General features: G+C 66.4%; 23 protein-coding genes and 1 pseudogene. 16 read left to right on the top strand and 8 right to left on the bottom strand.

Features of this window, described 5'->3' with window-relative positions; translation table 11 throughout:
• The first annotated feature begins 27 nt into the window (after positions 1-27).
• The 5 genes from DIE15_RS18485 (at position 28) to DIE15_RS18465 (ending at position 5158) form a co-directional block, all read left to right on the top strand.
• Entirely contained in the window at positions 28-870 is an 843-nt protein-coding gene (locus tag DIE15_RS18485; protein WP_057929001.1) for a MoxR family ATPase, read from the top strand.
• 21 nt (positions 871-891) lie between these two features.
• Positions 892-2067, top strand: coding sequence for a VWA domain-containing protein (locus tag DIE15_RS18480; protein WP_057929002.1), 1176 nt, complete (start codon positions 892-894; stop codon positions 2065-2067).
• Between the two features lie 56 nt (positions 2068-2123).
• Positions 2124-3335: a benzoate/H(+) symporter BenE family transporter gene (locus DIE15_RS18475; RefSeq protein WP_057929003.1), complete on the top strand. Its 1212-nt coding sequence runs from the start codon at positions 2124-2126 to the stop codon at positions 3333-3335.
• A gap of 168 nt (positions 3336-3503) precedes the next feature.
• On the top strand, positions 3504-4457 hold the full coding sequence (gene tal / locus DIE15_RS18470) for a transaldolase (RefSeq protein WP_124834027.1): 954 nt from the start codon (positions 3504-3506) through the stop codon (positions 4455-4457).
• Between the two features lie 245 nt (positions 4458-4702).
• Complete coding sequence (locus DIE15_RS18465) at positions 4703-5158, top strand: VOC family protein (RefSeq protein WP_057929005.1); 456 nt, start codon at positions 4703-4705, stop codon at positions 5156-5158.
• Positions 5159-5241: 83 nt separating this feature from the next.
• Here DIE15_RS18465 and mctP read toward each other — a convergent pair whose 3' ends face one another.
• The 3 genes from mctP to DIE15_RS18450 all read right to left on the bottom strand — a co-directional run bounded on the left by mctP (position 5242) and on the right by DIE15_RS18450 (position 8146).
• Positions 5242-6792 (bottom strand): monocarboxylate uptake permease MctP, encoded by a 1551-nt coding sequence (gene mctP / locus DIE15_RS18460; RefSeq protein ID WP_057929006.1) that lies wholly within the window; start codon positions 6790-6792, stop codon positions 5242-5244.
• Positions 6789-7031 carry a DUF3311 domain-containing protein gene (locus DIE15_RS18455; protein WP_057929007.1) on the bottom strand — a complete coding sequence of 81 codons (243 nt, stop codon included), beginning with the start codon at positions 7029-7031 and terminating at the stop codon, positions 6789-6791. Before DIE15_RS18455 ends, mctP begins: the two co-directional genes overlap by 4 nt.
• Before the next feature lie 197 nt (positions 7032-7228).
• A complete protein-coding gene (locus tag DIE15_RS18450; RefSeq protein WP_057929008.1) occupies positions 7229-8146 on the bottom strand; it encodes a hypothetical protein in 918 nt (305 codons plus the stop codon).
• A gap of 144 nt (positions 8147-8290) precedes the next feature.
• Between DIE15_RS18450 and DIE15_RS18445 the strand changes: the two genes are divergently transcribed.
• The 5 genes from DIE15_RS18445 to DIE15_RS18425 all read left to right on the top strand — a co-directional run bounded on the left by DIE15_RS18445 (position 8291) and on the right by DIE15_RS18425 (position 11883).
• The gene (locus DIE15_RS18445) at positions 8291-8545 is read left to right on the top strand and encodes a hypothetical protein (protein ID WP_124834026.1); all 255 of its coding nucleotides are present in this window, start codon (positions 8291-8293) and stop codon (positions 8543-8545) included.
• A gap of 263 nt (positions 8546-8808) precedes the next feature.
• Positions 8809-9171 carry a type II toxin-antitoxin system RelE/ParE family toxin gene (locus DIE15_RS18440; protein ID WP_185734499.1) on the top strand — a complete coding sequence of 121 codons (363 nt, stop codon included), beginning with the start codon at positions 8809-8811 and terminating at the stop codon, positions 9169-9171.
• Positions 9168-9491, top strand: coding sequence for a helix-turn-helix domain-containing protein (locus DIE15_RS18435; RefSeq protein ID WP_124834025.1), 324 nt, complete (start codon positions 9168-9170; stop codon positions 9489-9491). The genes DIE15_RS18440 and DIE15_RS18435 overlap by 4 nt, the downstream gene beginning before the upstream one ends.
• A 441-nt stretch (positions 9492-9932) precedes the next feature.
• Positions 9933-10709 (top strand): ABC transporter substrate-binding protein, encoded by a 777-nt coding sequence (locus tag DIE15_RS18430; protein WP_124834024.1) that lies wholly within the window; start codon positions 9933-9935, stop codon positions 10707-10709.
• Between the two features lie 58 nt (positions 10710-10767).
• Positions 10768-11883, top strand: coding sequence for a M14 family metallopeptidase (locus DIE15_RS18425; protein WP_057929013.1), 1116 nt, complete (start codon positions 10768-10770; stop codon positions 11881-11883).
• Between the two features lie 171 nt (positions 11884-12054).
• On the opposite strand, the pseudogene DIE15_RS18420 reads toward DIE15_RS18425, so the two are convergent.
• A pseudogene (locus DIE15_RS18420) lies at positions 12055-12420 on the bottom strand (DNA-deoxyinosine glycosylase); the annotation flags it as partial.
• A 155-nt stretch (positions 12421-12575) separates the two neighbouring features.
• On the opposite strand from DIE15_RS18420, the gene DIE15_RS18415 reads away from it, so the two are divergent.
• Positions 12576-13271 (top strand): hypothetical protein, encoded by a 696-nt coding sequence (locus tag DIE15_RS18415; RefSeq protein WP_057929015.1) that lies wholly within the window; start codon positions 12576-12578, stop codon positions 13269-13271.
• Positions 13272-13355: 84 nt separating this feature from the next.
• Here the strand turns inward: DIE15_RS18415 and DIE15_RS18410 are convergent, their stop codons facing one another.
• From DIE15_RS18410 to DIE15_RS18395, 4 genes are all read right to left on the bottom strand, one after another.
• Positions 13356-13838 carry a DNA-deoxyinosine glycosylase gene (locus tag DIE15_RS18410; protein WP_124834023.1) on the bottom strand — a complete coding sequence of 161 codons (483 nt, stop codon included), beginning with the start codon at positions 13836-13838 and terminating at the stop codon, positions 13356-13358.
• Positions 13838-14434 carry a chorismate lyase gene (locus DIE15_RS18405; RefSeq protein ID WP_057929043.1) on the bottom strand — a complete coding sequence of 199 codons (597 nt, stop codon included), beginning with the start codon at positions 14432-14434 and terminating at the stop codon, positions 13838-13840. Before DIE15_RS18405 ends, DIE15_RS18410 begins: the two co-directional genes overlap by 1 nt.
• Before the next feature lie 8 nt (positions 14435-14442).
• The gene (gene htpG, locus DIE15_RS18400) at positions 14443-16341 is read right to left on the bottom strand and encodes a molecular chaperone HtpG (RefSeq protein ID WP_124834022.1); all 1899 of its coding nucleotides are present in this window, start codon (positions 16339-16341) and stop codon (positions 14443-14445) included.
• Between the two features lie 158 nt (positions 16342-16499).
• On the bottom strand, positions 16500-17960 hold the full coding sequence (locus tag DIE15_RS18395; RefSeq protein WP_057929018.1) for a PLP-dependent aminotransferase family protein: 1461 nt from the start codon (positions 17958-17960) through the stop codon (positions 16500-16502).
• A gap of 229 nt (positions 17961-18189) precedes the next feature.
• On the opposite strand from DIE15_RS18395, the gene DIE15_RS18390 reads away from it, so the two are divergent.
• The 5 genes from DIE15_RS18390 to DIE15_RS18370 all read left to right on the top strand — a co-directional run bounded on the left by DIE15_RS18390 (position 18190) and on the right by DIE15_RS18370 (position 22594).
• Positions 18190-18882: a VOC family protein gene (locus DIE15_RS18390; RefSeq protein ID WP_124834021.1), complete on the top strand. Its 693-nt coding sequence runs from the start codon at positions 18190-18192 to the stop codon at positions 18880-18882.
• Positions 18883-18936: 54 nt separating this feature from the next.
• On the top strand, positions 18937-19845 hold the full coding sequence (locus DIE15_RS18385; protein ID WP_057929020.1) for a DMT family transporter: 909 nt from the start codon (positions 18937-18939) through the stop codon (positions 19843-19845).
• A 152-nt stretch (positions 19846-19997) separates the two neighbouring features.
• Positions 19998-21179 carry a PLP-dependent aminotransferase family protein gene (locus tag DIE15_RS18380; protein WP_057929021.1) on the top strand — a complete coding sequence of 394 codons (1182 nt, stop codon included), beginning with the start codon at positions 19998-20000 and terminating at the stop codon, positions 21177-21179.
• A gap of 34 nt (positions 21180-21213) precedes the next feature.
• Positions 21214-21681, top strand: a complete 468-nt coding sequence (locus DIE15_RS18375; protein WP_409364306.1) for a RidA family protein — start codon at positions 21214-21216, stop codon at positions 21679-21681.
• A 31-nt stretch (positions 21682-21712) separates the two neighbouring features.
• Positions 21713-22594 (top strand): PhzF family phenazine biosynthesis protein, encoded by an 882-nt coding sequence (locus tag DIE15_RS18370; RefSeq protein WP_124834020.1) that lies wholly within the window; start codon positions 21713-21715, stop codon positions 22592-22594.
• The last annotated feature ends 69 nt before the right edge of the window (positions 22595-22663 follow it).

Here is a 22663-nt window from a genome sequence, read left to right as displayed (position 1 = left end):
TTTTTTGCGATTAAGAAGAGCGCCGCCATGCGTTTCGAAGGATCCTCGCACTACGTCGCCACCGACGACCTGAAGCTCGCGGTCAACGCCGCGCTGACGCTGCAACGCCCGCTGCTGATCAAGGGCGAGCCCGGCACCGGCAAGACCATGCTCGCCGAGGAAGTGGCCGCCGCGCTCGACATGCCGCTGTTGCAGTGGCACATCAAGTCGACGACGAAGGCGCAGCAGGGCCTGTACGAATACGACGCGGTATCGCGGCTGCGCGACTCGCAGCTCGGCGACGAGCGCGTGAAGGACATCTCGAACTACATCGTGAAAGGCGTGCTGTGGCAGGCGTTCGACGCCGAGCGCCCGAGCGTGCTGCTGATCGACGAGATCGACAAGGCCGACATCGAATTCCCGAACGACCTGCTGCGCGAGCTCGACCGGATGGAATTCCACGTGTACGAGACGCGCGAGACCGTGCGCGCGAAGCACCGCCCGCTCGTGATCATCACGTCGAACAACGAGAAGGAACTGCCCGACGCGTTCCTGCGCCGCTGCTTCTTCCACTACATCCAGTTCCCCGATGCGTCGACGATGCAGAAGATCGTCGATGTCCACTTCCCGAACATCCGCGAGGAACTGCTGCACGCGGCGCTCCAGAGTTTCTTCGAGTTGCGCGGCGTGTCGGGGCTGAAGAAGAAGCCGTCGACGTCCGAGCTGCTCGACTGGCTGAAGCTGCTGCTCGCCGAAAACATCCCGGCCGATGCGCTGCGCGGCGCCGACGCGAAGCAGATCGTGCCGCCGCTCGCGGGCGCGCTGCTGAAGAACGAGCAGGACCTGAGCCTGCTCGAGCGGCTCGTCTACATGAACCGGCACAACCGGTAATCCACCCGCGAAGGCCCGGCCATGCTGCTCAATTTCTTCTACGCGCTGCGCGCAGCCAAGCTGCCCGTCTCGGTGAAGGAATACCTGACGCTGCTCGAATCGCTGAAGGCCGGGCTGATCTCGCCGTCGATCGACGCGTTCTACTTCCTCGCGCGAATGACGCTCGTCAAGGACGAGCAGTACTTCGACAAGTTCGACCAGGCGTTCGGCGCGTATTTCCACGGCGTGTCCGCGCTGCCGTCCGACGCGTTCGACCTTCCGCTCGACTGGCTCGAGAAGCGCCTCGAGCGCGAGCTGTCGCCGGAAGAAAAGGCGCAGATCGAAGCGATGGGCGGGCTCGACAAGCTGATGGAGCGCCTGAAGGAACTGCTCGACGAGCAGAAGGAACGCCACGAAGGCGGCAACAAGTGGATCGGCACCGGCGGCACGTCGCCGTTCGGGCACGGCGGCTACAACCCCGAGGGCATGCGCATCGGCGGCCCGTCGAACGGCAACCGCACCGCGGTCAAGGTGTGGGAAGCGCGCGCGTACCGCGACTACGACGATTCGGTCGAGATCGGCACGCGCAACATCAAGGTCGCCTTGCGGCGCCTGCGCCGCTTCGCGCGCGAAGGCGCGGCCGAGGAGCTCGACCTGCCCGGCACGATCCGCAGCACGGCCGCGAACGCCGGCTGGCTCGACCTGCGGATGGTGCCCGAGCGCCACAACAACGTGAAGGTGCTGATGCTGCTCGACGTCGGCGGCTCGATGGACGACCATATCAAGCGCACCGAGGAACTGTTCTCGGCCGCGAAGGCCGAGTTCAAGCACCTCGAGTTCTACTACTTCCACAACTGTGTGTACGACCACCTGTGGAAGAACAACCGCCGCCGTCACGCGGAGCGCACCGCGACGTGGGACGTGCTGCACAAGTTCACGCCCGACTACAAGCTGATCTTCGTCGGCGACGCGACGATGAGCCCGTACGAGGTGCTGCAGCCCGGCGGCTCGGTCGAATACAACAACCCGGAAGCCGGCGCCGTATGGCTGCGCCGCCTCGCCGACCAGTTCCCCCACCATGCCTGGCTGAACCCCGAGCCCGAGCGGCTATGGGAATACCGGCAATCGGTCGCGGTGATCCGCGACCTGCTCGGCCAGCGCATGTATCCGCTGACGCTCGCGGGCCTCGAAACCGCGATGCGCGCACTCAGCAAGTAACGAACCCACCCTGCAGACACGAAGGCCGCGTCCGAGCGGCCTTCCCCGGAGATAGCATGAACCCTTCGCCCACCGCGAGCGCTGGCCGCGCCGGCGGCCGCCGCTTTTTCACCGATACGTCCGTCTCCGCGCTCGTCGCCGGCTTCGTCGCGATGATGACGGGCTACACGAGCTCGCTCGTGCTGATGTTTCAGGCCGGCCGCGCCGCGCACCTGACCGATGCGCAGATCTCGTCGTGGATCTGGGCGCTGTCGATCGGCATGGCATTGACGACGATCGGCCTGTCGCTGCGCTTTCGCGCACCGGTCGTGGTCGCCTGGTCGACGCCCGGCGCCGCGCTGCTGATCGCGTCGCTGCCCGGCGTGCCGTATGCCGAGGCGATCGGCGCGTTCGTCGTGTGCGCGCTGCTGCTGACGGCCGTCGGCGTGAGCGGGCTGTTCGACACGCTGATGCGGCGCATTCCGGCCGGCATCGCGGCCGCGTTGCTCGCGGGCATCCTGTTCGAGATCGGCATCGAGATCTTCCGCGCCGCGCAGTTCCAGACCGCGCTCGTGCTCGCGATGTTCTTCACGTATCTGATCGTCAAGCGGCTCGCACCGCGCTATGCGATCGTCACGACGCTGATCGTCGGCACCGCGGTGGCCGGCGGCCTCGGCCTGCTCGACTTCAGCCGCTTCCACATCGCGCTCGCGCAACCGGTGTTCACGATGCCCGCGTTCTCGATCGCATCGATCGTCAGCATCGGCATCCCGCTGTTCGTCGTCGCGATGGCGTCGCAGAACGTGCCGGGCATCGCGGTGCTGCGCGCGGACGGCTATTCGACGCCGTCGTCGCCGCTGATCGCGACCACCGGCCTCGCATCGCTGCTGCTCGCACCGTTCGGTTCGCACGGCGTGAACCTCGCGGCGATCACCGCCGCGATCTGCACGGGCCCCGAAGCGCACGAGGATCACGCGAAGCGCTACACGGCCGCCGTGTGGTGCGGCACGTTCTATTTGATCGCCGGAATCTTCGGCGCGACGATCGCCGCGCTGTTCGCGGCGCTGCCGAAGGCGCTCGTCGTGTCGGTCGCCGCGCTCGCGCTGTTCGGCTCGATCATGAGCGGGCTTGCGAACGCGATGCAGGACGTGAAGCAGCGCGAAGCCGCGCTCGTCACGTTCATGGTCACCGCATCGGGACTCACGCTGCTGTCGATCGGCTCGGCGTTCTGGGGGCTCGTCGCGGGGATCGTCACGCAGGTGATCCTGAATGCACGGCGGCCCGCGTGACGCGGCGCGCCGACCACCGCGACGCACGTCGGGCATGCCAAAACGTGCGCGACACGAATCGGGCCTAAAATGATGGATCGGAGGCGGCATCCGGTGCCGCCTCGCTTCGCCGCCGCGCTCGCGCGGCCCGTGAGAACCCGGCGCCCCGCGCCCTTCTTCCGAATCGCCATGACTACCGCACTCGACCAGCTGAAGCAGTACACGACCGTCGTCGCCGACACGGGCGATTTCCAGCAGCTTGCGCAATACAAGCCGCAGGACGCGACCACGAACCCGTCGCTGATCCTGAAGGCCGTCCAGAAGGACGCGTACAAGCCGATCCTCGAGAAAACCGTCCGCGATCACCGCAACGAAAGCACCGATTTCATCATCGACCGCCTGCTGATCGCATTCGGCACCGAGATCCTGAAGCTGATCCCGGGCCGCGTGTCGACCGAGGTCGACGCGCGCCTGTCGTTCGACACGCAGCGCTCGATCGACAAGGGTCGCGAACTCATCAAGCTGTACGAAGCCGCCGGCATCGGCCGCGAGCGCATCCTGATCAAGCTCGCGTCGACGTGGGAAGGCATTCGCGCGGCCGAAGTGCTGCAGAAGGAAGGGATCAAGTGCAACATGACCCTGCTTTTCTCGCTCGTGCAGGCCGCCGCGTGCGCGGAAGCCGGCGCGCAGCTGATCTCGCCGTTCGTCGGCCGCATCTACGACTGGTACAAGAAGCAGGCCGGCGCCGATTGGGATGAAGCGAAGAACGGCGGCGCGAACGACCCGGGCGTGGAGTCGGTGCGCCGCATCTACACGTACTACAAGACGTTCGGCTACAAGACCGAAGTGATGGGCGCGAGCTTCCGCACGACGAGCCAGATCACCGAGCTCGCGGGCTGCGACCTGCTGACGATCAGCCCCGACCTGCTGCAGAAGCTGCACGACAGCAACGACACGGTCGAGCGCAAGCTGTCGCCGGACGCGCTGCACGACAAGCCGGCCGAGCGCGTCGCGATCGACGAGGCGTCGTTCCGCTTCCAGCTGAACGACGAGGCGATGGCGACGGAAAAACTGTCCGAAGGCATCCGCGTGTTCGCCGCCGATGCGGTAAAGCTCGAGAAGCTGATCGACGCGCTGCGCTGAGCCGCACTGCACGTCGGCGCTGTCAGTTGAACTGTCAGCAAGCCTGACAACAGCCGTCAGCAAGCGCTGCGAACGGCCGCGAACAACGTGTTCGCGGCCGTTTTATTTTTCATTCCATCGTCAGGCGCGCGCACTACAATCCACGTCACGAGTGCGCCGGCCGCATCCTGGTGCGCTCTTCCCGGTCAATCTTGGAAGTACCCGGGCCGGCACCGACACGCCGGCCCGGTCAACAGGAGACAACGATGCAAGTCCAACCGTATCTGACGTTCTACGGCCGCGCGGAAGAAGCCCTTCAGTTCTACGAAAAGGCGCTCGGCGCGAAGACGATGTTCAAGATGCATTTCAAGGATGCGCCGCCGAATCCCGATTACCCGATGACGCCGGAGATGGCCGACAAGGTGATGCATGCGAGCTTCACGATCGGCGACTCGATGATCATGTGCTCGGACGGCGACTGCAGCCAGCCAGGCGGCGGCACGCACGCCGGCTATTCGCTGTCGCTGAACCCGGCGACGGTCGAGGAAGGCCGGAAGCTGTTCGATGCGCTCGCCGACGGCGGCGAAGTGACGATGCCGTTCGGCAAGACGTTCTGGGCGCTCGGCTTCGGGATGGCGAAGGATCGCTTCGGCGTGCACTGGATGGTCAACGTCGAGGATCTGTCGCAGCGCGAGGATCTCGCCAAACGCGCACAGGGCTGACGCCAGCGAAAACGCCCGCCGCTTCGCAGCGGCGGGTGTTGTTGTTGTGGCGCGATGCGCGGCCCGCGGCCGCGCCGCCCGTATCAGCCCTCAACGACGTCGAGATAGTCTTCCGGCCGCGTGCGGTCCTCCGCATGCGCCATGCCCATCGCGCGCACCAGCACGCTCACCACCACCGCCACCACCAGGTTCACGACCAGCGACCACACGGCCGCGTAGCCGGGAATCGCGACACCGAACAGGTGGATCGTGAAGATCGAGCTGGCCAGCTTCAGCGAGATCGCCATCCACGTACCGCACACGATGCCGGCCGCCCAGCCCGCCAGCAGGCCGCGATGGTCGAGCACGCGCGTGTACAGGCCGAGCACGATCGCGGGCAGCGTCTGGATGATCCAGATCCCGCCCAGCAGCTGCAGCTGGATCGCGTAGGTCAGCGGCAGCCCGAGGATGAACGCGACCGCGCCGACCTTCACGATCAGCGACACGAGCTTCGCGACGTGCGTCTCCTGGTCGTGCGACATGTTGCGGTTCACGAACTCGCGGTGGATGTTGCGCGTGTACAGGTTCGCGGCCGCGATCGACATGATCGCCGCCGGCACCAGCGCGCCGATGCCGATCGCCGCGAACGCGACGCCGACGAACCACGACGGGAAGTACTCGAGGAACAGCGCGGGCACCGCGAAGTTCGGGCCGAACGCCTTGAAGTACGGCGCGTACTGCGGCATGTCCTTCACGCCCGAGGCGAGCGCCATGTAGCCGAGCAGCGCAAGCAGGCCGAGCACGAACGAGTACGCGGGCAGCATCGCCATGTTGCGGCGGATCGAGTTGCCGGACGACGACGACAGGATCGCCGTCACCGAGTGCGGATACAGGAACAGCGCGAGCGCCGAGCCGATCGCGAGCGTCGCGTACGCGCTGTAGCCGTTCAGGCTCATCGCGTCGGGCGCCTTCAGCAGCAGCTTCGCGGGCGGCACGCTCGCGAAGATGTGCCCGAAGCCGCCGAGCTTCGCCGGGATCACGATGACCGCAGCGGCAATCGTGATGTAGATCAGGATGTCCTTGACGATCGCGATCATCGCGGGCGCGCGCAGGCCCGACGTGTACGTGTACGCGGCGAGGATCGCGAACGCGATGATGAGCGGCAGGTCGCCGACGAAGCCGGTCGTGTCGAAGCCGAGCGCGCCGATCACGACTTCGATGCCGACGAGCTGCAGCGCGATGTACGGCATCGTCGCGAGGATGCCCGTCACCGCGATCGCGAGCGCGAGCATCCGGCTGCCGTAGCGCGCGTTCACGAAGTCGGCGGCCGTCACGTAGCCGTGCCGCTTCGCGATGCTCCACAGTTTCGGGAACACGACGAACGCGAACGGATAGATCAGGATCGTGTAAGGCAGCGCGAAGAAGCCCATCGCGCCGGCGCCGAACACGAGCGCGGGCACCGCGACGAACGTATAGGCCGTATAGAGATCGCCGCCGAGCAGGAACCACGTGACGATCGTGCCGAAGCGGCGTCCGCCGAGGCCCCATTCGTCGAGATGGGCGAGATCGCCGCGCCGCCAGTTCGCGGCCAGAAAACCGATGATCGTGACGCCGATGAACAGCAGGACGAAGACGAAGGTTGCGCCGAGATTCATCGCGCACCTCCTTGCGGGCCGCTCGCCTTCCACGCGTTCCTGGTCTTGAAGTACACGAACGCGGTAATCACCGCGCTGATGAAGACCCACAGCAGCTGGTACCAGTAGAAAAACGGAAAACCGAACAACTGCGGTTCGATCTTGCTGTACGACGGTACCCAGACCATCGCGATCAGCGGCAGTACCAGTAGCCAGAGCCAGCGCTTGGCGGCTCGGTTGGCGTCGGCATCGTGAGCCATGACGTCTCCTCTTGTTTCCCGGTTATCGATCTTGTTGAGCGGGTACGGCACCGAGAGGAGCGCAAAACGGGTAGGCTGCGGCTCCCCTGGCTTCGCGCCAGTATAGGAGCCGCGAGCGCGCGGTCAAGCGGGGGCGAACCCGAGGTGATCCGCCCCCAGTCGCGCGGTTGCACCGGCATGCGGCCGGCGCATGAGCGTCAGATCGCGAACGCGGATTCGCGTGCGCCCGTCGTTTCTTTCAAAGCTTTCACCCACTTGCGCGCGGGCAGCTTCAGCGTGTCCTCGATCAGCTTCGCGCGTGCTTCCAGCTGCGCGAACGACACGTCGAGCGCGGGGCCCGAGAACGCGATCGCGATCCGGTTGCCGTCGTGCACTTCCGGCAGCGCGATCACGCGATGATCGAATGCCGCGTTCAGGTGCTTCATATTGCGCACGAAGCTCGGATGGTCGCCGAACAGGTTGATCGTCGCGATGCCCGCGTCGGCGAGGCAGCCGCGCACCGCGCGGTAGAACGCGACGCTGTCGAGCACCGGGCCGCGCGCGGTCGCGTCGTACAGGTCGATCTGCAGCGCGCCCGTGGTGCCGCGATTGGCCGGATCGTTGACGAAATCCCATGCGTCGGCTTCGTGCACGACGAGGCGGTCGTCATCGGGCGGCAGCGCGAACATCGTGCGCGCCGCGACGATCACGGCCGGATTCAGTTCGACGGCCTCGACCTTCGCGTGCGGCAGGAAGCGGTGCGAGAACTTGGTCAGCGCGCCGGTGCCGAGGCCGAGCTGGACGATCCGCTTCGGCGTTTCGAGGAACAGCAGCCACGCCATCATCTGCTGCGCGTATTCGAGTTCGATGGCGAGCGGCTTCGAGATCCGCATTGCGCCCTGCACCCATTCGGTACCGAAGTGCAGGAAACGCACGCCGCGCTCTTCCGAGAACGTGACGGGCGCGAAGCGCGGCTTGCGCGGCGCGTCGAGGACGGGCACGTCGTCGTGTTCGTCGATCTCCGGGCGGCGCTTCACGCGCGGCGGCTGGAGCTTGTCGGAACCGTTGTAGGCGGACGCCTTGCGTTGCTTGAACGCGCGCGCCTCGGCGGATGCGCGCTTGATGAGTCGGGTCATGATTGAATCTCGCTGGGTAATGCTGGATGAGCGGACGAGAGGATAGCATTGGTGGAGGGCCGGCCATGACGGGCCCACTCGCGCTCATGCATGACGCCCCATCCCGTCGGCACTACGCTACATCCAGCAATCGATGGAGGGCACATGACCTCGAACGACAGGAAGATCTGGTTTCCGGCAAAGCGCTACGGATGGGGATGGGGTTTGCCGGTCGCATGGCAGGGGTGGGTCGTGTTGCTCCTGTTCGCGATCGGGATCGTCGTCGCCGCATGGATTCTGCCGCCGCAACGATCGCCGCTTGCATACGGCGCCTGCATCGTGGTGCTGGTCGCGCTGCTGACCGCCGTTTGCTGGCTCAAGGGCGAGAAGCCTCGGTGGAGATGGGGCAAGGACGATTGATCGTCTGGCGCGATACGTACGCGACGCACGCGGAACGGCCGAATTGTCCCAAGTCTCCACGCGACGCAAGAATGTGAAGGAACGGCCGCGGGCCGGAATATCGCATGCGCGCTCGCGTTCCACACCACGCACTCAAATGCCGAACCGACATCCGCTGTCGGCGTTCGCCGCCTGCCTGCCCCGCTCCTGACGCCGCGTACGAACGGCTGCACCGTGCTGCCGCGCGCGCCTTGAAATATACCCAAATAGGGATAAATTCGTCGATGGATCCATACACCAGACCGCTCTACTGGCTCGGCTCGGCGCGCAAGGACCTGAAGGCGATGCCCGAAACCGTGCAGGACACGTTCGGCTATGCGCTGTACCTGGCACAGACGGGACGCAAGCACGATCAGGCCAAGCCATTGAGAGGATTCGGATCGGCCGGTGTGCTCGAGATCGTGGAATCGGAAGACAACGGCGCGTACCGTGCCGTATATACGGTGAAGCTCGGGAACAGCGTGTACGTGCTGCACTGCTTCCAGAAAAAATCATCGAGCGGCATCGCGACACCGAAGCCGGCCGGCGACCTGATCCGCGAACGTCCGAAAGCGGCCGAAGCTCACGCAAAGGGAGAAAAGCGATAATCGAAATCGAACAGGGCAGCGGAAACGTCTACGCTGATCTGGGTATGCGCGATGCCGACGAAATGCGTGTGAAGGCCCAGCTCGCCGCCAAGATCGCGGAGATCATCAAGGCCCGCAAATGGACGCAGCAACACGCGGCCCGGTTGCTTGGCATGACGCAGCCGAAGCTGTCGAACATGCTGCGCGGGCAGTTTCGCGGTGTGAGCGAAACGAAGATGCTCGAATGTCTGGCGAAGCTCGGGCGCGACGTGCAGATTGTCGTCGGGCCGGACCGTCAGTCGGACGTCGAAGGGCACATCGAAGTCGTGTTCGCCGCCTGACGAGGCACGGCGAGCGGCACGCTCATGATTCCGTGGAGCGGCCGATCCCGAAGTGATGCGCAGCCGTGACACGGTCACGGCAGCCGAAGTGGCTCCCGCTGCGCGACCCGGCTGCGTCGCCAAGTCGGATGACAGCCCCGCATGACGCAAACGGCGCAAGCCGCCGTAACGCCGCGGATCGTCAAACTCCCGCCACAGCACTCAAGTTGTATATACATTAATAATTTCAACCGACCGTTCCGATTCCTGCGCCGAATGTCATTTCACGCGCAAGGCCCGTCGAATAGGAAGGTGTGCTGCGTGCTGTCAGCGAAAACCCCACTTCTGTCACTCTCTCCAATTCGTTATCTTGTATATACAACTAGGCTGATGAAACAGCCCGGTTGAATGTGCTGCGCCCTGCCAGGGCGCGCTGACGATCCTATTTGAAATTCCAAGTCGATGAAGAAGCTTGCCCTGTGCATCGCGATCCTGGCGATCGCAACCTCCGCCTCCGCCAAGGAGTGGTCCACCGTCCGGTTCGGCGTCGATGCGAGTTATGCACCGTTCGAATCGAAGAGCACGGACGGCAAGCTGGTCGGCTTCGACATCGATCTGGGCAACGAGATCTGCAAGCGCCTGAACGCGAAGTGCGCGTGGGTCGAGAGCGCGTTCGACGGCATGATCCCGGCGCTGAAGGCACGGAAGTTCGACGGCGTGCTGTCGTCGATGTCGATGACGCCGCAGCGCGAAGCGCAGATCGCATTTTCGACGAAGCTGTTCCACACGCCGACGCGGCTCGTCGCGAAGAAGGGCGCGAATCTGAAACCCACGCCGGAATCGCTGAAGGGCAAGACGATCGGCGTCGAGCAGGGAACGATCCAGGAAGCGTACGCGAAGGCGAACTGGGCGCCGCTGGGCGTGCAGATCGTGCCGTACCAGGATCAGGACCAGGTGTATGCGGATCTGGTCTCGGGCCGTCTCGACGCAGCGTTGCAGGACGCGGTACAGGCCGACATGGGCTTCCTGAAGACCGCGCGCGGAACGGGCTTCGCGTTCACGGGCGGCGACCTGAGCGATCCGAAGGGCGCGCTCGGGCACGGCGCCGCCATCGGCCTGCGCAAGGAAGACACCGACCTGAAGGCGAAGATCGACAAGGCGATGGCCGACATGATCCAGGACGGCACATACAAGAAGATCGAAGCCAAATACTTCAGCTTCGACGTGTACGGCAGCTGACAGGCAATGGCGCGGGCGCGCCCCGCGCCCGTATGGCGTCCTGCACATTCACACCATCATGCAAACACGAACCCATCCGCTGATTTCCCCGTCGCTCGGCACCGAGCGGCAACTGACGAGCTTCCACTACGGTCCGACGGGCGGACAGAAGATCTACATCCAGTCGTCGCTGCATGCCGACGAACTGCCGGGCATGCTGGTCGCATGGGAACTGCGCAAACGCCTTGACGCCCTCGAGACGGCGGGCAGGCTGCGCGGCGAAATCGTCATCGTGCCGGTACCCAATCCGATCGGCCTCAACCAGCGGCTGCTCGGCCACATGGTCGGCCGCTTCGAAAGCGGCACCGCGGCGAACTTCAACCGCAACTTCCATCACCTGGCCGAACTCGTGATGCCGCGCATCGAGTCTCGCCTGACCGATGACGCGCAACAGAACCTGCTCGCCGTGCGCGCCGCGATGCGCGAAGCGCTCGACGAGCAAACGCCGGCCACCGAGCTCGAATCGCAGCGCCTCGCGCTGCAGCGCCTGTCATATGACGCCGACGTCGTGCTCGACCTGCACTGCGACTTCGAAGCGGCGATGCATCTGTTCACGAATCCCGACACGTGGCCCGACGTCGAGCCGCTCGCGCGCTATCTCGATGCGAAGACGTCGCTGCTCGCGCTCAATTCGATCGGCAATCCGTTCGACGAGATTCACAGCTTCAGTTGGTCCGAGCTGCGTGCCCGTTACGGCGAACGCTATCCGATTCCCCATGGTTCGATCTCGGTGACGATCGAGCTGCGCGGCCAGGCGGACGTGAGCTACGCATTTGCCGAGCGCGACGCGAACGCGATCGTCGAATACCTGACGCTGCGCGGCGTCATCGACGGCACGCCCGCGCCGCTGCCGGAACTCGCATTCGCGGCCACGCCATTCTCCGGCAGCGAACCGCTCGTCGCGCCGATCTCCGGCGTGCTCGTGTTCCGTGCGCCGCTCGGTGTCTGGGTCGAACCCGGTGAGCCGATCGCCGATATCGTCGACCCGCTGACCGGCCGCGTCGTCACGGTCGCGAACGCCGTCGCTGGCGTGCTGTATGCGCGGCAACGCACGCGCTTCGCCACCGCGGGGCTGGAAGTCGCGTGCGTCGCGGGCGCCACGCCGATTCGAAGCGGTTCGCTGCTGCCGAACTAGGCTCGCCTCGCGCATCTCCAACGGTTTTCGTCACGGATCGCGGCGCCGGAATCGCCGCCGCGCGCTTGCCGCCGCGCCCGCGCGCGGCGGTGCCGTTTCCTCGGCGATGGTGGGTCGTTCATTTCGTTCGGCACATCGCGATACGTTGCGCCGCCATCCGGGCGGACAACCTCAGGAAAGAATCCCGCGCCAATGCGAGAGTTTCCGTTCGAACGACAGCATCGCGTTCGCGGGGCTCGACGAAGGCAATACGAGCGTCGTGTAGCCGGCCTCGCCGATCACGTCGGCGAAGCGCCCCGCCGTCTTCCCGTTGAAACACACGTTCTCCAGCAACGGCGCATGCTCGCGCAACGACGCGAAGTCGTTCGGCTTCGCATGGCGGATCGCGGAATCGAGACTGCCTTGACGATGGCATGCGTCGAGGACATCCCAGATGCCGATGTCGTGCGAAAGCACGCGTTCGAGCCCCGCGTCATACGCGAGCTCGCGCAGCGCGGGCTCGCCGAGCGCCACGCCCAACAGTCGCCAGAACTGATTGATATTTTGTCCGGTTTGACACCGCTGTCGATCACACAGCATGCTGCTGCCACGCACGCATTTCGTTTCGACGTGAGCTGTTTCGTCGTTACGTCACCGAAACCTGCTAACGTCGGTTTCAGCCATACCTGCTCCACCACACGGGATCCGTAAGCATGAGTCACATCCACTTCATTGGCGGGGAAAAAGGCGGCGTGGGCAAATCGCTCGCCGCTCGCGTGCTAGCCCAGTATTTCATCGATCGGAGCGTGCCCTTCCTGGGCTTCGATACCGACCGATCGCATGGCGCGCTGCTGCGGTTCTATTCGGACTTCGCCGCGCCTGCCGTTCTCGACCAGCATGACAGCCTCGATCCCGTCCTGGAATCGGCCGTCGAAGATCCGCAGCGACGCATTCTGGTCGATCTCGCCGCCCAGACGCAGCAGTCGCTCGCCGAATGGCTCGACGATTCGGACGTGTTCGGTTTTGCCGAAGAACACAACCTCACGCTCACGTGGTGGCACGTCATGGACACCGGACGCGATTCGGTCGACCTGTTACGGCGGTGGCTCGACGAGTTCGGCGGACGAATCAAGCTGATACTCGTGCTAAACGAAGTGCGCGGCGATCGTTTCGAGATCCTGGAGGCATCCGGCGAGCGCGAACGGGCCGAAGGGCTTGGCGCCAGCGTAATAACGCTGCGCCGCCTGCCCGATACGACCATGCAGAAGATCGATCGACAGAGCGCCAGCTTCTGGGCGGCGGTCAATCATCCGGACCGTGCCGCCACCGGGCTCGGCTTGCTGGAGCGGCAGCGCGTCAAGGTATGGCTGCATCGCACATATACGGAGCTGGACGGGGTTACGTTGTAGGCTGATCCCACTCTGCGCGCGGTGCATGGGGAGTGATCCGGTCCCACGGCAAGCAGCGGGCGAGGAAGCCCGCTGCCTGACACGCTACGGGTTAATCGCAATCGCGCGCCAGAGATGCAATTTCTGCTCGAACGACAGCATCGCATTCGCCGGGCTCGACGACGGCAGCACGAGCGTCTCATAACCGGCCTCACCGATTACGTCGGCAAACCGCCCCGCCGTCTTGCCGTTGAAGCACACTTTCTCCAGCAACGGCGCATGTTCACGCAACGACGCGAAGTCGTTCGGCTTCGCATGGCGGATCGCGGAGTCGAGACTGCCTTGGCGATGGCATGCATCGAGGACGTCCCAGATGCCGATGCCGTGCGACAGCACGCGCTCGAGCCGCGCGTCATACGCGAGCTCGTGCAGCGCGGGCTCGCCGAGCACCGCGCCCAACAGTCGCCAGAACTGATTGCGCGGATGCGCGTAGTACTGCGCGGCATCGAGCGACGCCTCGCCCGGAAAGCTGCCGAGGATCATCGTGTGCGTATTCGGCGCGACGACCGGCGGAAAGCCTTGCAGCATCACACCGCTCCGCGCGACCCGACGGATCCGGGCCCATCGCCGTGCGCGTCGAGATGCCGCCACAGCGCGGGCAGCATGCACTCGGTCACCATCAACGGCTTGCCGTGACGCTGGAACACCGAGCGCCGCGCGGCGAACGCGTGCGGTGCTCGCGCACCGCCAAGCGCATGGCTCGCCAGCGCATACAGCGGATGGCCGGCGATCACGCGCCGGCTGACGAGCGCCGAGCGCTCGACCTGCGGATCGCTGTACAGCAGCTCCGCCAGCGGCCGCGTGCGCAGCCGCCGCATGGCCTGCCACACGCCCTTGCTGGCCGCGAGCGGCGCGAGGCTGTGCGCGGCGACGTACGGCGTGCCGTCGACCGACAGGATCACCTCGCGCACCCACATCGGCGCGCGCGGTGCACTGTCGAGCGCGTCCGGCTCGTCGAACCACGGGCAGTCGACGGCCTCGCGCGTCACACGCACGTTCACGCTGCCGAGCCGCGCGAGATGCGCGGTCAGCGAACCGCCGCGCGTCAACCAGTCGCGCTGGTCGAGCGTGCAGCCGGGCCGGGGCGTTTCGCGCCAGCCCGCCTGTGCGCCGTCGAATCGCATCCGCGTGTTCACGCGGTGCGCGACAGCAGCAGCGCGTTGGTCCGCTTCACGAAGCTCGCCGGATCGTCGAGCATCCCGCCTTCGGCCAGCAACGCCTGGTCGAACAGCAGATGGCACCAGTCGCCGAAATCGGCGCTGTCGGCGTTCAGCTGCTTCACGAGCGCATGGTCCGGGTTGATCTCGAGGATCGGCTGCATCGCCGGCGCGTTCTGGCCGGCCGCCTTCAGCATCCGCTGCAGGTAGCCGCTCATGTCGTTGTCGTCCGCGACGAGGCACGACGGCGAATCGGTCAGGCGGAACGTGACGCGCACTTCCTTCACCTTGTCGCCGAGCGCTTCCTTCATCTTCTCGACGACCGGCTTGACCGCCTCGCCCGCCTGCTCCTGCGCCTTCTTTTCCTCGTCGTTCAGCTCGCCGAGGTCGAGATCGCCGCGGGCGACGCTCGCGAGCGGCTTGCCGTCGAATTCATGCAGGAACGACAGCATCCATTCGTCGACGCGGTCGGTCAGCAGCAGCACCTCGACGCCCTTCTTGCGGAACACTTCCAGATGCGGGCTGTTCTTCGCGGCCTGCCACGTATCGGCGGTCACGTAGTAGATCTTGCTCTGCTCGGGCTTCATGCGCGACACGTAGTCGGCGAGCGACACGTCCTGCGCATCGGTGTCGCCGTGTGTCGATGCGAAGCGCAGCAGCTTCGCGATGCGCTCGCGGTTCGCGTGATCCTCGCCGAGACCTTCCTTCAGCACCTGGCCGAACGCGCTCCAGAACGTCTTGTACTTCTCCTTGCCGGCATCCTCTTCCGCGTTCGCGAGCTCCTCGAGCATCGACAGCGCGCGCTTGGTCACGCCTTCGCGGATCGCCTTTACGTCGCGGCTTTCCTGCAGGATTTCACGCGACACGTTCAGCGGCAGGTCGGCCGAGTCGACGACACCTTTCACGAAGCGCAGGTATTGCGGCAGCAGCTGCTCGGCGTCGTCCATGATGAACACGCGCTTCACGTACAGCTTCAGGCCGCCGCGGTAGTCGCGGTTCCACAGGTCGAACGGCGCGTGCGACGGCACGAACAGCAGTTGCGTGTATTCGCTGCGGCCCTCGACGCGGTTATGCGTCCACGTGAGCGGATCCTGGTGGTCGTGCGCGATGTGCTGGTAGAACTGCGTGTACTGCTCGTCGGTGACGTCGCTCTTCGAACGCGTCCACAGCGCGCTCGCCTGGTTGACGGTTTCGTCCTCGTCCTTCAGGACCATCTCGCCCTTTTCCTGATCCCACTCTTCCTTGTGCATCAGGATCGGCAGCGCGATGTGATCGGAGTACTTCTGGATGATCGACTTCAGGCGATGCGACGACAGCAGCTCGTCCTCGCCTTCGCGCAGGTGCAGCGTGATCGTCGTGCCGCGCTGTGCGCGCTCGATCGCGTCGATCGTGAAATCGCCCTCGCCCGCGCTTTCCCAACGCACGGCTTCGTTCGCCGGCAGGCCGGCGCGGCGCGTCTCGACGGTGATCTTGTCGGCGACGATGAAGCCCGAGTAGAAGCCGACGCCGAACTGGCCGATCAGCGCCGCATCCTTCTGCTGGTCGCCCGATAGCTTCGTGAAGAATTCCTTGGTGCCCGAGCGCGCGATCGTGCCGAGGTTCGCGATCGCCTCGTCGCGGCTCATGCCGATGCCGTTGTCATCGATCGTGATCGTGCGCGCGGCCTTGTCGTAGCCGATGCGGATGCGCAGGTTCGGATCGTTCTCGTACAGCGCGTTGTCCGCGAGCGCTTCGAAACGCAGCTTGTCGGACGCGTCGGACGCGTTCGACACCAGTTCGCGCAGGAAGATTTCCTTGTTGCTGTAGAGCGAATGGATCATCAGGTGGAGGAGTTGCTTGACCTCTGCCTGAAAGCTCATCGTTTCGTGTGCCATGGATGCTGTTTCCTCTTACTTGAACTTGAATGGTGTGGCGCGGGTGCCCGGCGCGCGATGCCGGCGAGCCCGTCAAGGACGACCGCCCGGCGCAAGCGGTTTGCGCGGGTATCTGGGGCCGGGCGGCCGGATTTCAAGGGGCGGCGAGCCGCCCGCCATCACGACGCGCGCCGCGCAGCCGACTCGATATAACGCGCGAGAAACCCCGGCAGCGCCGGATCGCCGCAGTTCGCGACGTTGAAGCGCGTCCACGTCGACGACGACTGCTGCGGCGAGAACAGGCTCCCCGGTGTCAGCAGGAACCCTTCCTCATGCGCGGCAGCCGCGAGCGCGTCCGAGTCGACACCGGTATCGGCCCACAGGAACATCCCCGCCGCCGGCATCGTGAAGAGCCGCAGCCCGGTGCGCTCGAGCATCCGCGCGGTCTTGTCGCGCACGCCGTCGAGCCGTGCGCGCAGCCGCTCGACGTGGCGCCGGTAATGCCCTTCGGTCAGGATCTTGTAAAGCACGCGCTCGTTGAGCTCCGGCGTCGTCATCCCGACCAGCATCTTCTGGTCGGTGATCGCCTTCGCGATCTCGGGCGCGCACGCGACATAACCGACCCGCAAATTCGCCGCGAGCGTCTTCGAATAGCTGCCGAGGTAGATCACGCGCTTCAACTGGTCGAGGCTCGCGAGTCGCGTGGCCGGATAGCTCGGCGGGCACAGGTCGCCGTACACGTCGTCCTCGACGACGAGGAAGTCGTATGCCTCCGCGAGCTTCAGGATCCGGAACGCCTGCGCGGCCGACAGCGACGTGCCGGTCGGATTCTGCAGCACCGAATTGATCACGAGCATCTTCGGCCGCCACATCTGCACGAGCGTTTCCAGCGCGTCGAGATCGGGGCCGTCGGGCGTGTACGGCATGCCGACCAGTTGCGCGCCCTGCGACGCGAAGCGACCGAACATCTGGAACCACGCGGGGTCGCCGACGATCACCGCATCGCCGGGGCGCACGTAGATCCGCGAGATCAGGTCGATCGCCTGCGTGATGCCCGACACCAGCACGAGCTGCTCGGGCTTCGCGCCGATCTCGACTTCCGCGAGCCGCGTCTGCAATTGCTGGCGCAGCGGCAGGAAGCCCTGCGCGGTGCCGAAGCCGAGCATCTGCGCGCCGGACTGGCGCCCGAGCGCGCGCAGCGCGCCGGTAATCAGCTCGCCGTCGAGCCAGCGGCCCGGCAGGTAACCGAGACCCGGCCCCTTTTCCGGACTGACGGTATGCAGCATGTTGCGCAGCAGCCAGACGACGTCGATCGTGTTGTGCACCGGCGCGGCCTCGGCCACGCGCACGACGTTGTCGGCCAGCTGCGGCCCCGCGGCCGTGCGCTCGCGCACGTAGAAGCCCGAGCCGCGCCGCGAGTCGAGGTAGCCCTGCGCGACGAGCCGTTCGTACGCCTCGACCACGGTGAAGCGCGACACGCTCTTGTCGAGCGCGAGCTTGCGGATCGACGGCATCCGCATGCCGGGCCGGAACACGCGTTCGTCGATACGGCGCCGCGCCCACTGGACGAGCTGGTCGACAAGCGTGAGCGTGGCCGTATCGTGCGGGACGGGAATCTGGGCGAGAGGGACGGTGGACATGGGTTGCAGCTCCAACTGTACCGAAGGGTATCGCGCCGATTGTACCGTTACTGTGCCGGTGGCGACGATTACAGTTGACCGCAATGGCGATCGTGCGGCCGCCGTTCCGGCCCTGCCGCACGCGGGGCAGCACCGCCCGGCGCGCATCGCAGCCGGGCACCGGCCGGCCGCGCAGCCGCCCGGCATATCGCCCGCCCACCATGACACTTTCGTTTCCCGACCGACGTTCATGCCAGCCCGCTCCCTGACCCTCGACCATCTCGTGATCGCCGCGCGCACGCTCGACGACGGCGTGCGCCATGTCGCCGACGCGCTCGGCATCGAACCGGCCGGCGGCGGCCGCCATCCGCTGATGCGCACCCATAACGCGCTGTTCGGTGCGTGGGGCGGGCTGTACCTCGAAGTGATCGCGATCGATCCCGACGCCCCCGCCACCGGCGACGACGCCACGCCGCCGCGCGCGCGGCTGTTCGCCCTCGACGACCCGGCGATGCACGCACGGCTTGCGCAGGGCCCGTTCCTCGCGCACTGGGTCGCGCGCGTCGACCGCCCTCGCCAGCTCGCGCTGTGGCAAAGCCAGTACCCGGCGCGCATCGCGCCGGTCGTCGCGATGCGGCGCGGCGACCTGAGCTGGGGCCTCACGGTGCCCGACGACGGCGCGTTCCCCGCGTGGCAGGGCGCCGGCGACGGCCTCGCGCCGTCGCTGATCCAGTGGGACAGCCCGCACCATCCGGCCGAATCGCTGCCGAACCACGGCGTCGCGCTGAAGGCGCTCAAGGGCGTCCACCCGCGTGCGGACACGATTCGCGAGCAGCTCGACTGGCTCGGCGCCGACCATCTGCTCGACCTCGAAACCGGCGACGGCCCGCCCGCGCTCGTCGCCGAATTCGATACGCCGCAAGGCACACGCACGCTGCGCTGACCGCCCGGCCGCCCCTCGATTACACGAACCCAGCAATACGGAGACACCCAGTACATGAATTCGCGCGAAACCCGGGGCATGCTGCTCGGCCTGATCGGCGTGATGATCTTCAGCCTGACGCTGCCGATGACGCGGATCGTCGTCTCCGAACTCAATCCGCTGCTCAACGGGCTCGGCCGCGCGCTTGCCGCGTCGGTGCCGGCCGGCCTGCTGCTGTGGTGGCGCCGCGAACGGCTCCCGACGCGCGCGCAGCTGAAAAGCCTCGCGGTCGTGTCGGCCGGCGTGATCATCGCGTACCCGGTGTTCTCCGCATGGGCGATGAAAACCGTGCCGGCGTCGCACGGCGCGGTGGTCAACGGGCTGCAGCCGCTGTTCGTCGCGCTGTACGCGGCGTGGCTGTCGCACGAACGGCCGTCGAAGGCGTTCTGGGCCAGCGCGCTGGCGGGCAGCGCGCTCGTGATCGCATTCGCGCTGCGCGACGGCGGCGGCACGGTGCAGGCCGGCGATGCGCTGATGCTCGTCGCGGTCGGCATCGGCGCGCTCGGCTATGCGGAAGGCGCGCGCCTCGCGCGCCAGATCGGCGGCTGGCAGGTGATCTGCTGGGCGCTCGTCGTATCCGCGCCGTTCCTCGTGCTGCCGGTCGGCTGGCTCGCGTGGACTCAGCACGTCGCGCATCCCGCCCCGCTCGCGCTGCGCACGTGGCTCGCGTTCGGCTACGTGACCCTTTTTTCGCAGTTCATCGGCTTTTTCGCGTGGTATGCGGGGCTTGCCATCGGCGGCATCGCGCGCGTCGGCCAGGTACAACTGCTGCAGATCTTCTTCACGATCGCCTTTTCCGCGCTGCTGTTCGGCGAAACGGTGACGCCGTCGACGTGGTTGTTCGCGGCCGCCGTGATCGCGACCGTGATGCTCGGCCGGCGCTCGGCGGTGGCCACGGCCCCGCGTCCCGCTCGCGCCGGTTGATGAGGTGCGCCATAATGTCCGTTTTGCCTGAACGGTTCTGCCCACCCGGCCGCGACGGCCCGATCGTGCTCCCGCGTGCCCATCCGGCCGCGTCGACACGATCTGCCTGATCGACCTTTCTTGACTGACCACGATATCCGAACGAGGAGACTATGAATCCGAGCGACCTGCACCCGCCGCACTGGCAGCTTTCCGAACGCGCCCGCAAGCTGACGAGCTCTGCGATCCGCGAGATCCTGAAGGTCACGGAACGCCCCGAGGTCATCTCGTTCGCAGGCGGCCTGCCCGCTCCCGCGACGTTCCCGGCCGAACGCATGCGTGCCGCGGCCGACCGCGTGCTGCGCGATGCGCCCGCCGCCGCTCTCCAGTACAGCGCGACCGAAGGCTACCTGCCGCTGCGCGAATGGATCGCCGAGCGCTACAGCGTGCGCGTGTCGCAGGTGCTGATCACGACCGGCTCGCAGCAGGCGCTCGACCTGCTCGGCAAGGCGCTGATCGACCCGAACAGCCCGATCCTCGTCGAAACGCCGACCTACCTCGGCGCGCTGCAGTCGTTCTCGCTGTACGAGCCGCGCTACGTGCAGGTGCCGACCGACGAGCAGGGCCTGCTGCCCGAAGGCCTCACGCCCGATCTCACGCAAGGCGCGCGCCTGCTGTACGCGCAGCCGAACTTCCAGAACCCGACCGGCCGCCGCCTGCCCGTCGAGCGCCGCCGCGCGCTCGCCGCGTTCGCGCAGTCGAGCCCGTTCCCGGTGCTGGAAGACGACCCGTACGGCGCGCTGAACTACCAGGGCGAGCCGCTGCCGACGATGCTGTCGATGGCACCGGACCACGTCGTGCACCTCGGCACGTTCTCGAAGGTGCTCGCACCGGGCCTGCGCATCGGCTACATCATTGCCCCCGAAGAACTCCACTTCAAGCTCGTGCAGGCCAAGCAGGCCACCGACCTCCACACGCCGACGCTCACGCAGCGCATCGCGCACGAAGTGATCAAGGACGGCTTCCTCGACGAGCACATCCCGACGATCCGCCAGCTGTACGGCGCGCAATGCGAAGCGATGCTCGCGTCGCTCGCACGACACATGCCGGAAGGCGTCACGTGGAACCGCCCGGACGGCGGGATGTTCATCTGGGTGAACCTGCCGGCGCAGATCGACAGCATGAAGCTGCTCGAGGCGGCGGTCGCCGACCATGTCGCCTTCGTGCCGGGTGCGCCGTTCTTCGCGAACGACCCGCAGCAGAACACGCTGCGCCTGTCGTTCGTGACGGTGCCGCCGGAGAAGATCGAGGAAGGCGTCGCGCGCCTCGGCAAGCTGCTGCGCGAGCGTCTCTGATCCCCTTTTTCCCTGTCACGACTCTCTACGAGGAATCGAACACATGGCTAACGTCTACGACAAGCTGAAGTCGCTCGGCATCGAGCTCCCGACCGCCGGCGCACCGGCCGCCGCCTACGTGATGAGCGCGCAAAGCGGCAACACGGTCTACCTGTCGGGCCACATCGCGAAGAAGGAAGGCAAGGTCTGGGCCGGCAAGCTCGGCGCCGACCTGCAGACGGAAGACGGCAAGGCGGCCGCGCGCTCGATCGCGATCGACCTGCTCGCGACGCTGCACGCGCACACCGGCGACCTGAACAAGGTCACGCGCATCGTGAAGCTGATGAGCCTCGTCAACTCGACGCTCGAGTTCACCGAACAGCACGTCGTCACGAACGGTGCGTCGGAACTGATCGCCGAAGTGTTCGGCGACGCGGGCAAGCACGCGCGTTCGGCATTCGGCGTCGCGCAGATTCCGCTCGGCGCATGCGTCGAGATCGAACTGATCGCCGAAGTCGCCTGAGCGACGTAAACCTCGTCACGCAATCGTCACGATGACCAGCCGCCGCGTCCGCTTCAAACAGGTCGACGTCTTCACGTCGGTGCCGTTCAAGGGCAACCCGCTCGCGGTCGTGTTCGACGCCGACCCGCTCGGCGACGACGACATGCTCGCGATCGCCCGCTGGACGAACCTGTCGGAAACGACGTTCGTGTGCGCGCCGACCGATCCGGAGGCCGATTACCGCGTCCGGATCTTCACGCCGGGCGGCGAACTGCCGTTCGCCGGCCACCCGACGCTCGGCACCGCACACGCGTTTCTCGAAAGCGGCGCGCGGCCGCGCACGCCGGGCCGGCTGATCCAGCAATGCGGGGTCGGCCGGGTCGAACTGCGCGAGCAGGCCGATGGCTGGGCATTTGCCGCGCCGCCCGCACGGTTCACGCCGCTCGACCGTTCGGACTACCCGGCGCTGGCTGCCGCGTTACGCAGCGACGCGATCGATCCGGACGCCGAACCGTGCGCGGTCAACAACGGCGCGCCGTGGCTCGTCGTGCGGCTCACGTCGGCCGAGGCCTGCATCGGCCTCGCGCCCGATCCGGCCGCACTCGAGGCCATCACCCACCGCTACGGCGCGCACGGCCTCGCGGCCTATGCGCCCCACCCCGACGGCGGCCCCGCGACGTTCGAAATTCGCTGCCTGATGGCGGGCGGCAGTTTCGGCACCGGCGAGGACCCCGTCACCGGCAGCGCGAACGCCGCGCTGGCCGGGCTGCTGAGCCGCCAGCAGCGCCGCCCCGGCCCGTCGTACACGGCCCGCCAGGGCACGGCGATCGGCCGCGAAGGCCGCATTGCCGTTCGCTATGACGACGACGGCACGATCTGGATCGGCGGCCACGTCGTGACGGTCGTGGACGGCACGTTCCAGGCGCCTGCCTGACGTTTCGCCATGTGCGATGGCGTCGACCCGGCTGGCGCCCTACGGTTCCCCCGGCTATCGCAAAAACGT

Origin of the sequence: Burkholderia sp. Bp9031 (genome assembly GCF_003857965.1) — a bacterium.
GTDB lineage: Bacteria > Pseudomonadota > Gammaproteobacteria > Burkholderiales > Burkholderiaceae > Burkholderia > Burkholderia ambifaria_A.
The sequence above is the reverse complement of the archived record's forward strand: the minus strand, read 5'-3'. Positions and strand labels throughout refer to the sequence as shown.

Coding starts and splice junctions, on each gene's coding strand:
- DIE15_RS18390 (WP_124834021.1), top strand. CDS start 18,190: ATGCCAGCCCGCTCCCTGACCCTCGACCATCTCGTGATCGCCGCGCGC.
- DIE15_RS18450 (WP_057929008.1), bottom strand. CDS start 8,146: ATGACCCGACTCATCAAGCGCGCATCCGCCGAGGCGCGCGCGTTCAAG.
- DIE15_RS18405 (WP_057929043.1), bottom strand. CDS start 14,434: ATGCGATTCGACGGCGCACAGGCGGGCTGGCGCGAAACGCCCCGGCCC.
- DIE15_RS18395 (WP_057929018.1), bottom strand. CDS start 17,960: ATGTCCACCGTCCCTCTCGCCCAGATTCCCGTCCCGCACGATACGGCC.
- htpG (WP_124834022.1), bottom strand. CDS start 16,341: ATGGCACACGAAACGATGAGCTTTCAGGCAGAGGTCAAGCAACTCCTC.
- DIE15_RS18410 (WP_124834023.1), bottom strand. CDS start 13,838: ATGCTGCAAGGCTTTCCGCCGGTCGTCGCGCCGAATACGCACACGATG.
- DIE15_RS18475 (WP_057929003.1), top strand. CDS start 2,124: ATGAACCCTTCGCCCACCGCGAGCGCTGGCCGCGCCGGCGGCCGCCGC.
- DIE15_RS18480 (WP_057929002.1), top strand. CDS start 892: ATGCTGCTCAATTTCTTCTACGCGCTGCGCGCAGCCAAGCTGCCCGTC.
- DIE15_RS18465 (WP_057929005.1), top strand. CDS start 4,703: ATGCAAGTCCAACCGTATCTGACGTTCTACGGCCGCGCGGAAGAAGCC.
- DIE15_RS18370 (WP_124834020.1), top strand. CDS start 21,713: ATGACCAGCCGCCGCGTCCGCTTCAAACAGGTCGACGTCTTCACGTCG.
- mctP (WP_057929006.1), bottom strand. CDS start 6,792: ATGAATCTCGGCGCAACCTTCGTCTTCGTCCTGCTGTTCATCGGCGTC.
- DIE15_RS18425 (WP_057929013.1), top strand. CDS start 10,768: ATGCAAACACGAACCCATCCGCTGATTTCCCCGTCGCTCGGCACCGAG.
- DIE15_RS18455 (WP_057929007.1), bottom strand. CDS start 7,031: ATGGCTCACGATGCCGACGCCAACCGAGCCGCCAAGCGCTGGCTCTGG.
- DIE15_RS18485 (WP_057929001.1), top strand. CDS start 28: ATGCGTTTCGAAGGATCCTCGCACTACGTCGCCACCGACGACCTGAAG.
- DIE15_RS18385 (WP_057929020.1), top strand. CDS start 18,937: ATGAATTCGCGCGAAACCCGGGGCATGCTGCTCGGCCTGATCGGCGTG.
- DIE15_RS18380 (WP_057929021.1), top strand. CDS start 19,998: ATGAATCCGAGCGACCTGCACCCGCCGCACTGGCAGCTTTCCGAACGC.
- DIE15_RS18440 (WP_185734499.1), top strand. CDS start 8,809: ATGGATCCATACACCAGACCGCTCTACTGGCTCGGCTCGGCGCGCAAG.
- DIE15_RS18445 (WP_124834026.1), top strand. CDS start 8,291: ATGACCTCGAACGACAGGAAGATCTGGTTTCCGGCAAAGCGCTACGGA.
- DIE15_RS18415 (WP_057929015.1), top strand. CDS start 12,576: ATGAGTCACATCCACTTCATTGGCGGGGAAAAAGGCGGCGTGGGCAAA.
- tal (WP_124834027.1), top strand. CDS start 3,504: ATGACTACCGCACTCGACCAGCTGAAGCAGTACACGACCGTCGTCGCC.
- DIE15_RS18430 (WP_124834024.1), top strand. CDS start 9,933: ATGAAGAAGCTTGCCCTGTGCATCGCGATCCTGGCGATCGCAACCTCC.